Genomic DNA, 13,989 nt, shown 5'->3' on the forward strand with positions numbered 1-13,989 from the left:
ATATATAATAATGTGTAATTGAAAAATAAACTTACTACTTACCATTATTTGCGCAAAATTCTGTATAATTTTGCTTTTTTTATTTGCAAAATAATTGCATTTTGCTAAATATTTTATATTTTCGTGGACGAAATTTGTTGTACAAGACATTCAAAAGCGCATTTCGGACAATTCGGAAAAGCGACTTGAAGAGCCGGTCTTCATACTATAATTTTTTTATAAACTATTTAGACATTATGAAACCTAACAAGCCTCCAAACATGAGCTTATCTGCTCGATGATCGCATCAGGTAATTATTTACATGAAAGACAATTTATCAAACATTAACGCCGAAAATCTAATTCGACAAAAAGTGTTTAATATCATGAGAGTAAAATACTTTCGTTCATTTTAATTAAAAACCTAACTAACATGAAAAAGTCATTTACGTTATTGGCATTATCATTATGCTTAAGTAGCGTTATTTCAGCGGCCCCCATTCGGTCGCAGAAAGCCCAGCAGCTTGCCGGCACATTTTTCGGAACAACCGCAAAGGGAAGTCGCAACATTCGCATCAGTTATCAGGCAAAAGCCAACACCGGTGGTGAGGAAAACCTGTATTACATCATCAACCGTGGTGAGAAAGAAGGATTTGTGGTTATCTCAGGAGACACACGTACAAGAACCATCCTCGCCTACTCTGACAAAGGATACCTGAACGAGGAAATAGTGGAGAAACATCCTTCCATTCACTGGATGTTCAATCAATATGCACAGGAGATTGAATGGGCAAAGAAAAACCTGAAAGATGTTCCTTCCAAATCCTACAAAGCATTGACTGCCGGAGCAAGCGCAGAGCCGAAGCATCTGATAGAACCGCTCATGGAGGTCTTTAAGTCCGACCGCACAAAGAAACGCCCACAACCCATCAGTTGGGGACAGGCATGGCCTTTCAACTCTTATTGCCCCAATGTTACCGACCGGTATGGCTATGTATATCCCACCGTATCGGGCTGTGTGGCAACCGCCATCTCCAGTGTGCTGCGGTGGCACGAATACCCTTCCAAATCCAAGGGCAGCAATAGCTATATTTGGAAAGCAACAGGTCAAAGATTATCAATCAACTTCGATCAACAACCGGGCTACGACTGGACACAAATGCCAACGGCTGTAGATGCCAACGGCAACGATCGGGCTACCGGACAAAGGCTTACCACTACGCAGGCAGACAACATCGGAAGACTTTTGCGCGATGTGGGATATGGCGTAAACATGAACTACGGACCATCCGCAGCAGGCGGTAGTGGTGCTTTTCTTACTGACGCGCCATCCATGCTGGTGGAGCACTTCGGATACGACGGACGCTTGGAGTGCATCTTCCGTTCCAATTATCAGAACATAGCCGACTGGATGAAGGAAGTTCAAGACGAATTGAACAACTATGGCCCCATCGTCTATGCGGGTATATCGGAAGCCGGCGGTCATTGCTTCGTCATTGACGGACTTGCTGAGCAAAATTACGTTCACGTTGAATGGGGATGGAACCAAATGTCGAATTGCTGGAGCCTCATCTCCGTGCTCGAACCGGATACACACGGCATAGGCGGAGGCGTGGGAGCCTTTTCGCGCGGACAGCAAATGTTGCGCTTCCTACAACCCAGCACAGGTGATTATGAACCCATCACCATCGCTGATGAAGTAAGCAAGAAGAACTACGATAAGGCTGCTTATCAAGACGTTGCCATCAACATAAAGAACCAAAGAACCAAGAGTTTTTATGGCAAGATAAGACTCTACATCAACAAAGTGGGAGAAACCAATCGACAACTGCTCGACGCCACACCTTACAATATTCTGATTAGCGGCAGAAAGGACAGACTATACAATTTCACCGTGGATTTCTCGAATTTTGCAGCCGGCAATTACGAATTGCACCTTTCTTACTCTGAAGACAACACCAAATGGACCGACATACAAACCTCAGCGGGCACTATCACCATCGGAGGTGGTGCGCCTAACCCCGACCCGAAGCCAGATCCAAAACCGGTTACAGACAACAAATTCTCCATTAGTAAGACAGCCGAGCAGACCGTTTACAAGCAGGAAGACAACCAACGTGTTAAAATTGGCATTAGCAACAAATCTGACGCATCCTACTATGAGATGCTCAAGCTCTACGGAAAGAAAGAAGGAAGCACAGAATATAAGGAACTTGCCACAACAAGCTGGAAGAGCTACATCGGCAGCAACAGTTCATCATCGATTTACTTCCCGGTGAACTTCGCCAACATGGAGGCAGGCAATTACGAACTGCGCGTCGGCTACTTGGACAATGGGGAATGGAAAACCATCGAAGAGACAGCCGGAAACATCTCTATCACCGGCAAGCGATTGGGAGCGAAACTCATCGTTACCAGCCTTATTGAAGACAAACAAACAAAGGAAGGTGAAGTTGTTACCATAAGAATCCCTGTCAGCAACAAAGGCGATGAGGACTTCACAGGCAACGTTAGCCTAATGGCAAACGGCACTATCATTTCGGGAGGCAATGTTACGTTGCCGGCAGGAAAAGACGCCACACTGGCATTCACAACCAACACCCCCGCATTCATGGAACTGAAAGCAGGTACATACAATCTCACGCTCGCTTCCAACGGAAACGAAATAGATTTCAATGGAACGAAGGTGTTAGGCAAACTTACCATCGTGGCAGACAACAAGCCGGAACCAACTCCGGAAGAAGCTGTCGGAGACATAAGCCTTAATTCCGCCTATTTCTATCAGAACGGACGTTATGTAGGTTCAAGTTATTGCACACTCTCAAAGAACGCCGATGTCACGATAAAAGCCAATCTCTATACCTCAAACGGTTTCAAGGGCAACGTGAAGTTCTTCCTTTCAGACAAGTATGGAGGCACTACGGCATCGACACCGGCACTACAGACTTTACAAACTGTGGAACTGGGGAAATATAACAATGGATACGTAGAATTTACCATCAAGAAAGAAGACCTCACTGCCACCCACTATCAACTCAACCTCTCTTACTACAATGGACAGAATGAGGTTTGCAACAAGTATGATGGGGTCAGCTTCTATGTCAGCTCTTACCGATTCGATGCAAACAACAACTCGAACCTGCCCAACGAACACGGCGACACCTATTATATAAATGAGTTGGAAACAGGCAAGATGTATATTCCGGTTGGCTTCAGCGACCTCAATGCAGGCATAACCGATGGTATCGGAACTATTGAGACGGCAGAGAAGTCGCTTAATATCTTCCCGACAGTGGCTACAGACAATGTAACCATTGTTACACCGAAAGCCACAACGGCTATCGTCTTCACCTTGCAGGGTGCGGCAAAGGAAAGCATCCACCTGAATGTTGGTGCCAACAACATCAATGTATCGAATTTTGGCAAGGGAGTTTATCTTGTAAAAGTGAACAATCAAACATTGAAGTTCATCAAGAAATAAATTTCTCAAGACAGAAATGGGAATAATAACATAAAGGATCGCTGTTATCATCAATGGTACAGTCCCATACTTTTCGAAAGAGCTCGATAATCATTATCGAGCTCTTTTTATGCCAAATCAGTCATTAGTATTTCTCTGTGTTATATAGCTGTGAGAAATCCTGCATCTGTTCGCAATGTTGTCTGTCCCGAATGATTTTTTGAAATCTCACGCAAGGGCGTATCAAATCATGAGACCGGACGTGTTTTGTTTCAATGCCGGATAGCACCAATCTACTCATTACGCCAATTCATATTCAGGTGATGGCAAACAGACGCTTGATAGTGAACATTCACTCCCGACCATCAACATGAAATTATATTACAAAAACCACGTCCGAGATACGATTTGTAACCTATTGATAATCAGGATAATATTAATCGGGATTTAAAAGCTTAGCTTTTGCATGCCAATACATGACCTTTTGCATTGCAAAAGCTTACCTTTTGGAAAGCAAAAGCTAAGCTTTTGATAGATGAATGAAGAAATTTTAGGACATTATAGAACTCTTCCCATGTCTCCGGGGAAGGAATTTTGCGTTTCCAAGCCCAAAAAGAAATAAAGAACATGCTTGTTTTTTATTTTGTTCGGACAGGAGCAGGTGCTGACATGAGTTTATGGCGTATGGCTTTTAGTTGGTAAATTGCAGAATAACAACCAACTTTGCAACCCGGTTGCAAAAGGTTTTTCTTACCTTTGCAAACGAAAGAAATATAATTTAATTCATTATGACAGGTAAACTAAGAATCATACTAACAGCCTTGCTGCTTCTTACGGCATGGCTTATCGATGCTAACACGAGCCTGCCCCTATGGCAGATGCTAATCATTTATTTGGTACCTTACCTTCTTATCAGCTATGACATCCTATCGGAGTCGGGAGAGAAGATTTTAAAAGGCGACTTTCTTGATGAGGACTTCCTGATGTCGGTTGCCACATTGGGCGCGCTCCTCATTGGTTTTCTCCCCAATTCCGAGCCACAGTTTGCAGAAGCGGTGTTCATCATGCTCTTTTTCCAAATTGGAGAGATGTTCGAGGATTATGCAGAGGACAAGACCAGAAAGTCTATCTCCGACCTCATGGACATCTGTCCGGACACGGCAATCGTCGTGCGCAACGGAAAAGAAACTACAATCGACCCTGCAAAGGTTATGATTGGTGAGACCGTGCTCGTGAGACCGGGAGAAAAAATACCATTGGACGGCATCATTACGGAAGGAACATCCAGCCTCAACACCGTGGCACTGACCGGTGAGAGCACACCTCGCGACGTGGCAACGGGCGACAGTGTAGTGTCGGGCTGCATCAATGTTTCCGGACTGCTGAAAATCAAGGTAGAGAAACCTTTCAGCGAATCAACAGCCACAAAGATTATTCGGCTTGTCGAACAATCGAGTGAAAACAAGTCGAAAAGCGAATCGTTCATTCGCCGTTTTGCCAAGGTTTATACCCCCATCGTCGTTCTGTCAGCGGTGGCAGTGGCTTTTCTTCCGCCCTTATTTTACACCTCCTACGAAACGGCATTCTCTATCTGGCTCTATCGCGCCCTCACCTTCCTGATTGTGAGTTGCCCCTGTGCACTTGTCATCTCCATCCCACTCACGTTCTTCTGCGGAATAGGTGGTGCCGGGCATGCCGGCATCCTCATCAAGGGAGGCAACTACATGGAAAGTTTGTCGAAAGTGGGTACGGTGGTATTCGATAAAACCGGAACGCTCACTCGGGGTGTCTTCGAGGTGGTTGCCATACATCCCAACGAACTATCGGAAAGAGAGTTACTTCATCTTGCTGCCCACGTGGAACGCTATTCCACCCACCCTATTGCCACCGCGCTTCGCAATGCGTTTCAAGAGGAGAATGACAATTGTGTCATCGAGAACACCACAGAGCTTGCCGGTCAAGGCATACGCGCAGAAGTGAACGGAAAAACCGTTTGCGTGGGCAACGAACGCATGATGGCATCCATTGGGGCCACACTCGCGCATTGTGAGCAGTGCCAAACACACATGGGTACCGTTGTTCATGTAGCGGTGAATGGGGTTTATGAAGGACACATCGTTATCTCCGACCGAGTGAAAGCCGATGCCGCACAAGCCATATCATCCCTGAAAGCGCTGGGTGTGGAGAAGACCGTCATGCTGACCGGCGACCGCAAAGAAGTGGCAGGTCGCATTTCGAAACAACTCGACATAGACAGCTTCCACGCCGAGCTGCTCCCCAATGATAAGGTGAGCCACGTGGAGCGACTTTTGGCAGAGAAACCAACAGCACGCACTTTGGCTTTCGTTGGCGATGGCATCAACGACGCACCCGTCTTGGCGCGCGCCGATGTGGGAATTGCCATGGGTGGACTGGGAAGCGATGCAGCAATAGAGGCTGCAGATGTGGTTTTGATGGATGACAGTCCGTCGAAGATAGCCAACGCCATCAAAATCTCGCGTCGAACCAAGAACATTGCCCGCCAAAACACAGTATTCACGATCGGCGTAAAAGCTGCGGTGCTTATCCTTTCAACCGTTGGATTAGCCACCATGAGCATGGCTGTTTTTGCCGACGTGGGGGTTATGGTGTTGGCAGTTATCAACGCCACGCGTGCCATGAAGACCAAATAATGAACAACAGAAAAAGCAAAGTGGCATGAATTCTTCGCTTTCCGAAGTCTCATGCCACTTTTTGCCTGACCGCCATTGTGGCATACCGAGAGGTAAAAAATCAAATCGGAAGTTAGAAATTTATCTACTGACTGTCAGTTACCTACAACCTGCTTTGCAATAGCTTAGCTTTTGCACTGCAAAAGGTCATGAATTATGGCGCAAAAGCTAAGCTTTTAAATCTCAATTCATATTATCCGGATTATCAATAGATTACGAGGTGTGTCTCAAATGTTGTTTTTGTAATATAATTTCATGTTGATTAAGACACCATTGGTAAAAGATAAAGGACTTCCCACTGCCATACAACACCGTGAATTCTTAATGATTGATTTGAGGTTATATGTAGTTTCTCTTATCAGAGCATGAAAATCTGTAGTAGAAAAGCCCATGACATAGATGCAGTTTTGTTAATATCAGCAGATGAATAAGAAAGAATGAACTCAAGTCGGGATGAGTTTAAAATGTGAGTCTTTTATGCCTTTATATCATTTATTTTGTGTAAGTTTGCAATGCGTAAATAATTATTCTTCTCAATACAAACCATCATTTTTCCCATGAAAATAATCCATCAATCAGATTATAAAACCAATACTTGGAAAGGCGGTATCACTCGCGAGCTTTATATAAATCCTGAGAGCAGTAGTCTCAACGCTCGCGATTTCGATATTAGGATTTCCTCTGCCATCATAGATTCTACCGAGAGCGTCTTCTCCGATTTTACCGGTTATCAGCGTTACATTCTGCCTGTTAAAGGGTCGCTCACTCTCTTTCGCAATGGCAAGGCATACCGGTTGTCGCCCAATGCACCTTTTCGCTTCTCCGGCGATGAAGCAATAAAGTCGGAAAACTCGAAGGGCGCGATAGACTTCAACGTTATCTTTCGTGCGGAATTGCCTGTTAGCGTAAAGGTAACGAGCGATGAACATTACGAAAGTTCGACAGGGAGAACCTTATTGTTTGCCTTGGAGCCCGTTACGGTGAACGGCAAGCCCATAGAGTGCCACGATGCTGTGCTTCTCTCCGGTGCGTTTGCCGTGAAGGGGCGAGTGGTTGTCGTGAGCATTCCGTAATTTTTTGTAAAAAATCCCATGCCTTGTTCGTTATTCCATTATAATGACGTAATTTTGCAATACACAATTCAATTATCACTCTCGCGCTTCGTTGGCAAAACCGGCGCGGAAGCAATATTATTCCAAACATTCGGAACTATGAGAAAAAGCATATTATTGGCATTCGTGTTGTGGATGAGTGCTTTCGGATCGAGCGTGGCAGCACAGACGATTGCCGAAAAAGATCATAACTTTAAGGTGGCAAAGAACTTGGAAACCTTCTCTTCCATCTATAAATACCTCGATATGATGTATGTCGATACACTTGATGCCGATGAGGTGATAGGAAACGGCATTAAAGCCATGTTGCGTTCGCTCGACCCTTACACCGTGTATTATCCGGAGGAGAATGTGAAAGATCTCGACTTGATGATATCGGGAAAGTACGCAGGCATCGGAGCCTTGATTCGTTACAATCTGGCTTTGGGCAATGCCGTGATTGATGAGCGATACGAGAATATGCCCGCCGCAGAAGTTGGACTGAGAAAAGGCGATATAATTCTCTCCATCGACGATTCCATCATGACGGGAAAGCCGGTTGCCTATGTCAGCGAGCATCTTCGGGGAGATGCCGGTACGCGATTTGTGCTGAAGGTGCGGCGACCTACCACCGAAAAAGTCATGAAATTCAAACTCACGCGTCGAACCATTCAGATGCCTTCCGTGCCCTATTACGGATTGCAGGAGAACGGCATTGGCTACTTGAACCTGAACTCTTTCACCACAAATTGTGCCAAAGACGTTCGCAGGGCATTTTTGGCAATGAAACGAGAGGGAATGAAGTCGCTGGTCTTCGACCTCAGAAACAATGGCGGTGGCAGTTTGCAAGAAGCAATAGACATCGTGAACATGTTTGTTCCAAAGGGCTTGACATTGGTGAAGACGGTAGGAAAATTACAACCAGCCAACAAAGAGTATAAAACCAAAGTTGAACCCATCGACACCTTGATGCCCATCGTGGTATTGGTGAATGGTGAAACGGCAAGTTCGAGCGAGATAACCAGTGGTAGCTTGCAAGACCTCGACCGCGCCGTTATCCTTGGTACGCGAACCTATGGAAAAGGATTGGTGCAAGCTCCCATGGACTTGCCTTACAATGGTAATTTGAAACTGACAACAGGCAAATATTATATTCCCAGCGGACGATGCATACAAGCCATCAACTACAAACATGCCAATGGGGGATACATTGAACATGTGCCCGATTCGCTGACACGATTGTTCCATACCGCCAATGGTCGCGAAGTGAGGGATGGCGGTGGCATAAAGCCCGATATAGAAGTGTTGCCCGACTCGCTGCCAAACATTGCCTTTTATCTGGCTTCCACGGGAAGAGATTCTACGGAAGTGATGCTCAATTGGGAATTGAAATACATAAAGAAACATCCCACCATCGCACCGGCAAGAAACTTCATGATAACCGATGCCGACTATGAGGACTTCAAGCAAATGGTGCTCAAGAGTGGATTTAAGTATGATAGAGAAAGTAAGAAGTTCATGGAGGGATTGGTGAAGCTCGCAAAGTTTGAAGGTTATTACGAGGATGCAAAGGCGGAGTTTGATGCCCTTGACAAGAAGTTGAGTCATAATCTGGCAAAAGACTTGGATTACAACAAACAAACCTTGAAGCAACTGCTGACGGCAGATTTGGTTTCAGCTTATTACTTCCAACGTGGCTCCATAGAGAACAGCTTACAGTTCGACAAGCAATGGAAAGAAGCAGTCAAACTGTTGAGCCAACCCGAGCGATATCGTGATTTGCTTGCGCCGATACCTGTTGCGAAATCCGATAAAAGTGAAACGAAAGCGAAATAAGCAAGGAAATTCAATAATGGGAATCAATAATGCCGAAGTTGCTTACAATTTGACATGAAATAACAGAAAATGAGGTGATGGGGCGATTGCCTCATTTTTTGTTTTTTGTCTAATAGGTTATAAATCAATACTTGAGAAAGAATGAGAAGTTGGTTATAAACTGAAAAAAAGATAAAAACATTTGTCTTGTTTCCATTTTAATATCTAACTTTGCACATAAATTAAAACAGTCTTGTTATGGAGATGAAAATTACGAGAAAAGCTCTTTACAGAGAGGTGTTAGATTATTTCATGATAGCACTGGGATGCTTGTCTTATGGTGTTGGATGGACTATCTTTCTTTTGCCCAACCATATAGGTAATGGTGGCGTTGCAGGATTGTCGTCCATAATCTTTTGGGGAACCGGAACACCGGTTACGGTTACTTATTTTGTAATGAACGCCTTGTTACTGACAGCCGCGTTGAAAACATTGGGTTTGCGCTTCTGTATCAAGACTATCTATGGAGTGCTTGTCCTGACAATGGTTACGGGCTTGTTGAGAGAGTTTGTGCCCAACCCTACCATTCTTCACGATCAGCCTTTCATGACTGCGCTCATTGGTGCCATCTTCTGTGGTTTGGGCTTGGGTTTCTGCTTGTCGTATAACGGAAGCTCAGGCGGATCGGATATTGTGGCAGCCATTGTTCACAAGTATCGTGATATTTCCTTGGGACGCGTCATCATTCTTGTCGATATGACTATCGTAACGCTGAGCTACTTGGTGCTTCGGAGCTGGGAACAGGTGATTTATGGTTATGTATGTTTGGTCATCACCGCCATGGTGCTGGATCAGGTAGTGAATGCCGGGCGTCGTTCCGTGCAGTTTCTTATCATTTCCGAGCGCTACAAAGAGATTTGCGACATGATTTCTTCCACTCCTCCGCATCGCGGTTGTACCATCATTGATGCACAGGGGTATTATACCGGAAAATGCACGAAAGTAGTTATTGTCGTAACTCGTCAGCGCGAGGCAGGGTTGCTTTATAGAATGATAGACGATATCGACCCTCACGCTTTCGTTACGCAAAGTCAGGTGATGGGAGTGTTCGGTGAAGGCTTCGACAAGTTTAAGGTGAAACATCGCAACAACAAGCAACAAAAGGTGGAAGCTTAAGCTCCGACCATCCGTTATATAAGGAAAAGGGCGCAAATCATTAATGCCGATTTGCGCTCTTTGCTTTTTCATCGTTTTTTTCTTTCCTCGTTCTGTTGTATTCTCTTATAACAGGGTCGTCAACGTCCAGCCCATCCAACTTGTCGAATATCTTTCGGACTTGTTCCACATGCTTTTTATCGCGCCTCAACCGTTTATCAAGCATCAATCCGATATCGAACTCGGTGATGTCATGGCGAGGTGTCGCTTCAAGGATATCCCTCTTGGGCATACGTTTCAAGAGTTCTTTTCCGGAAACAATCTGTTTGGCTGTTACCACAACCTCGTCCATATAGTGTTCGGTGGGGAAAAGGAACACCGTGTCTGTAAAAATTTCTTGCCTTGTCAGCTTTTCGCTGTGGAAACCTTTGCGCTGAAAGGTTGCAGTCTTAAAACTATCAGGCAGTTGCATGAGCCCCAAATAATTGGTTTTTCCCATTGGTTCGCCGTCAGCAAATATTTCCACATCGCGCAGGGGAAACCTTGTAAGCCCATCGCACACCAATACTTCTTGGGCGAAACCGTAAAGCATCGACAGCAGAAAGAGGAAAACTGCAAAATATCGTTTAGGCATAAGTGAAAAAGATTTATGCAAAAGTAGGGGAATTTTGTGAGACGGATGGCAAATCCATTGGTAATAACACTTAAATAAACCCAAGAAACGTCATCAGGGAATTTTGCGTGTGCCTTTGCTTACAACGCCTTTGGGCTTACCCCTCCGTCTGACCGATTATTGACAAATGATTGCTCTCGATGAGCAGCACTATCGTGCCTGTGAGTTCGGTGTAAAGACGGTCGTATTGCTCGTCAGAAGCTAATGTGCCCGTCAAACCGAACTTGATCACCTTTGAATTTGGGCAGAATATGAAGCGAATATTTGACAAAAATCATATTGAATTTCGGACAATTTTTGTCTCATTTATGCTGCTTTGTAAGTTATTGAAAACGAGCGATTTACAAAAGGTGCTAAAACTCTTGGTACTGTCCTATAAAAGTGTGTAAGCTTCTTTTTTCTTATCTTTGTATTTGATAACTTTAAAAAAGAAAAAAATGAAACTTACACATTCGCAAATTTCGGAAATTCTTTCGAATTACACAAGCAGCAGCGAGGGTTTTGTTACCCTTCAGTCATTAATCATGAACTCCCTGATGTATCATGAACGAGAGTTGTTTGTACAAACAACAGATAGTCCGTATTATCGTCAGTCCTATCTATTGTTGGTTGTTACGCCTTGCGTCCAAAGAGCCTGAGTATGCCGTATTCTTGTCGTGCCTATACTCTCTTACGGCAGCCCTGCCCTGCAAGGTTGGGAGAGATGAATACGACCGCACGAATATTGAAAATGGCAATACCAACTTGAAAAGAAAAATCCTGCGGTGGAGATTCTTCTCTCCATCCGCAGGACTCGACCTTGTCAGGGCAGATTGGCTGCCGTTGTACCTTTGCACGATAAGAAACGGCATCAGGGACTTTGCGTGTGCCTTTGCTTACAACGCCTTTGGGCTTGCTTCCTCCGTCAGTCTGATCGTTGGCTGGTTGTTGCTCTCGATGAGCAGCACAATCGTGCCTGTGAGTTCGGTGTAAAGACGGTCGTATTGTTCGCTTGCGGCAAATGTGTCCGTCAAACCGAACTTGTCGAATGTGGCTTGAATAGCCTTGTTCGACAACAGTATGGGTGCAAGTTTCTCAGGGAGCGGAGCAGGCAGTTCCCTCTCAAACTCGTTCTCCAAGACAGAAACAAGCGTGTCGTACTTGGAAAAGTGCAAGCCATAATACAATACCTCACTTGCTATGCTCTCTGCTTCGAGGTGCGAAAAACCTTGTGCCACTGCATCGCAGTAAGCAGTTAGAGCCATGTCTGCCCGTGCAGTGATAAACTCTGTGTCGTGCAATCTTTCAGGGTGATGCTCACTCATATAACTTCTTAATTTCAACCGAAAGTAGGAAAGTTCCAGCTTTTTGTTCTTTTTCATTTTGTCCTTATTTAGTGTTGATACTTAATGATGGTTTTTTAACGGTCTAAGAAAAATCATTTTATATTATGCTTGGCTTTCTTGGCGGACAGACACGCAAAGCCTTTCGCAGTTCCCTTGTGGTATTGCTGCCCATGAGTGGCTGCATCTCACGGGCAATTTTACTCTTGCTGACCTTTGCGTAAAGTTCGGTGGTGGAAATGAAACGGTGTCCGAGCATCTTACTGACGGTTTCTATCGGCAAGCCGTTCTCCAAGCAGATGGTTGTGGCAAAGGTATGTCGTGCCGTGTGCGAGGTGGCTTCGGTATGAGATGGGAGTCCAGCCTTGATGATGATGTCCCTTATCTTGCGGTTGAAATGGCTATTCGTGGGGAACTCACGAAAGAGCAAACCCTCCTTTCGTCCGTCGCTGACAATGGTGAGTATCTCTTCGGCAATGGGCAATAAAGGAACAATGCTCCTGTTCTGTGTCTTTGTGCGACAGAGCGATATGTACCTGCGCCCATCGTCAAGTGTGTAAACATCGTCCATTCGGAGTTTCTTTAAATCAGAAAAAGCTAACCCCGTGAAACAGCCCAAGAGGAAGATGAGCCTGCAATGGTTGTCCACCGAGCGGTGTGGGCGATATGAGAGAAGTTTGTGTAAATCGTCAGAAGTGAGGGCATTGCGCTCGTAGGTGGGCGTTTCAACTTGAAAAGAAAAATCCTGCGGTGGAGATTCTTCTCTCCATCCGCAGGACTTGACCTTGTCAGGGCAGATTGGCTGCCGTTGTACCTTTGCACGATAAGAAACGGCATCAGGGACTTTGCGTGTGCTTTTGCTTACAACGCCTTTGGGCTTACCCCTCCGTCTGACCGATTATTGGCAGATGATTGCTCTTGGTGAGCAGCACTATTGTGCCTGTGAGTTCGGTGTAAAGACGGTCGTATTGCTCGTCAGAAGCAAATGTGTCCGTCAAACCGAATTTGTCGAATGTGGCTTGAATAGCCTTGTTCGACAACAATATGGGTGCGAGTTTATCGGGGAGCGGAGCAGGTAGTTCCCTTTCAAACTCGTTTTCCAATACAGATACAAGCGTGTCATACTTGGAGAAATGCAAGCCCTGATACAAAACCTCGCTTGCCATGCTTTCCGCTTCGGGGTGCGTGAAGCCTTGCGCCACGGCATCGCAGTAAGCTGTGAGAGCCATATCTGCCCGTGCAGTGATAAACTCCGTGTCTTTCAATCTCTCGGGGTGATGCTCACTCACATAACTTCTTAATTTCAATCGAAAGTAAGAAAGTTCCTGTTTGTTGTTCTCTTTCATAATCGTTTGGTTTTCAATCGTGAATAATAAATGTTTGGTAATTACTTCCTTTTTATGCTTGTTGCAATGGAACGTTCTGCCGTGCTATCGACTCACAATAACCCTCAAATACAGTATGCTCCTTGTCTGTGAGTGCAGTCATATCCTCTTGTATCTTGTGGTCTGTTATCTTTCCGTAGATTTGTGTCGTACCTATATTGCTGTGTCCGAGCATCTTGCTGAGCGTTTCCATAGAGATACCATTGGAAAGGCAAATCGTGGTTGAGAATGTGTGCCGAGCCATGTGAAAGGTCAAGCCCTTATCTATCCGGCATATCTGCCCGATGTTCACACACGCAAAGGATGCTTTCCTTATTGTAAGATTGGGGAATATCAAGTCGTCCGCTTTCTTGTCCTTTATATAGAGCGAAAGGATTTGTTTGGCAATGGGCAGAAGT

At 45.1% G+C, this 13,989-nt stretch carries 10 protein-coding genes and 3 pseudogenes; 6 read left to right on the plus strand and 7 right to left on the minus strand.

From position 1 onward, the window contains the following. Positions 1-412: 412 nt before the first annotated feature. The 5 genes from E0E16_RS13090 to E0E16_RS13110 all read left to right on the plus strand — a co-directional run bounded on the left by E0E16_RS13090 (position 413) and on the right by E0E16_RS13110 (position 10,232). Positions 413-3,460 carry a C10 family peptidase gene (locus E0E16_RS13090; protein WP_130830607.1) on the plus strand — a complete coding sequence of 1,016 codons (3,048 nt, stop codon included), beginning with the start codon at positions 413-415 and terminating at the stop codon, positions 3,458-3,460. Positions 3,461-4,227: 767 nt separating this feature from the next. Further along, complete coding sequence (locus E0E16_RS13095; RefSeq protein ID WP_130830608.1) at positions 4,228-6,111, plus strand: heavy metal translocating P-type ATPase; 1,884 nt, start codon at positions 4,228-4,230, stop codon at positions 6,109-6,111. A 596-nt stretch (positions 6,112-6,707) separates the two neighbouring features. Continuing rightward, on the plus strand, positions 6,708-7,223 hold the full coding sequence (locus E0E16_RS13100; RefSeq protein ID WP_130830609.1) for a HutD/Ves family protein: 516 nt from the start codon (positions 6,708-6,710) through the stop codon (positions 7,221-7,223). Positions 7,224-7,361: 138 nt separating this feature from the next. Then, the gene (locus E0E16_RS15045; RefSeq protein WP_130830610.1) at positions 7,362-9,077 is read left to right on the plus strand and encodes a S41 family peptidase; all 1,716 of its coding nucleotides are present in this window, start codon (positions 7,362-7,364) and stop codon (positions 9,075-9,077) included. 237 nt (positions 9,078-9,314) lie between these two features. Continuing rightward, a complete protein-coding gene (locus E0E16_RS13110) occupies positions 9,315-10,232 on the plus strand; it encodes a YitT family protein (protein WP_130830611.1) in 918 nt (305 codons plus the stop codon). A gap of 40 nt (positions 10,233-10,272) precedes the next feature. On the opposite strand, the gene E0E16_RS13115 is transcribed toward E0E16_RS13110, so the two are convergent. Together E0E16_RS13115 and E0E16_RS13120 are read right to left on the minus strand one after the other, a co-directional pair. Next, complete coding sequence (locus E0E16_RS13115; protein ID WP_130830612.1) at positions 10,273-10,845, minus strand: hypothetical protein; 573 nt, start codon at positions 10,843-10,845, stop codon at positions 10,273-10,275. A gap of 136 nt (positions 10,846-10,981) precedes the next feature. Next, positions 10,982-11,110 (minus strand): annotated as a pseudogene (locus E0E16_RS13120) (DUF1896 family protein); the annotation flags it as partial. A gap of 211 nt (positions 11,111-11,321) precedes the next feature. Between E0E16_RS13120 and E0E16_RS14505 the strand changes: the two are divergent. Further along, a pseudogene (locus E0E16_RS14505) lies at positions 11,322-11,450 on the plus strand (IS256 family transposase); the annotation flags it as partial. A gap of 33 nt (positions 11,451-11,483) precedes the next feature. Here the strand turns inward: E0E16_RS14505 and E0E16_RS13750 are convergent. The 5 genes and pseudogenes from E0E16_RS13750 to E0E16_RS13145 form a co-directional block, all read right to left on the minus strand. Further along, positions 11,484-11,735, minus strand: a complete 252-nt coding sequence (locus E0E16_RS13750; protein WP_165444234.1) for a hypothetical protein — start codon at positions 11,733-11,735, stop codon at positions 11,484-11,486. 24 nt (positions 11,736-11,759) lie between these two features. Beyond that, a complete protein-coding gene (locus tag E0E16_RS13130) occupies positions 11,760-12,245 on the minus strand; it encodes a DUF1896 domain-containing protein (RefSeq protein ID WP_130830613.1) in 486 nt (161 codons plus the stop codon). Positions 12,246-12,306: 61 nt separating this feature from the next. After that, positions 12,307-12,936: pseudogene (locus tag E0E16_RS13135) on the minus strand (site-specific integrase); the annotation flags it as partial. Positions 12,937-13,084: 148 nt separating this feature from the next. Beyond that, the gene (locus E0E16_RS13140; protein ID WP_025877769.1) at positions 13,085-13,552 is read right to left on the minus strand and encodes a DUF1896 domain-containing protein; all 468 of its coding nucleotides are present in this window, start codon (positions 13,550-13,552) and stop codon (positions 13,085-13,087) included. Positions 13,553-13,604: 52 nt separating this feature from the next. Continuing rightward, positions 13,605-13,989, minus strand: a 385-nt coding sequence (locus E0E16_RS13145) for a tyrosine-type recombinase/integrase (RefSeq protein ID WP_165444235.1), incomplete at its 5' end; no start/stop codon positions are given.

The organism is Prevotella rectalis, assembly GCF_900607215.1.
In the GTDB taxonomy this organism is placed as follows: domain Bacteria; phylum Bacteroidota; class Bacteroidia; order Bacteroidales; family Bacteroidaceae; genus Prevotella; species Prevotella brunnea.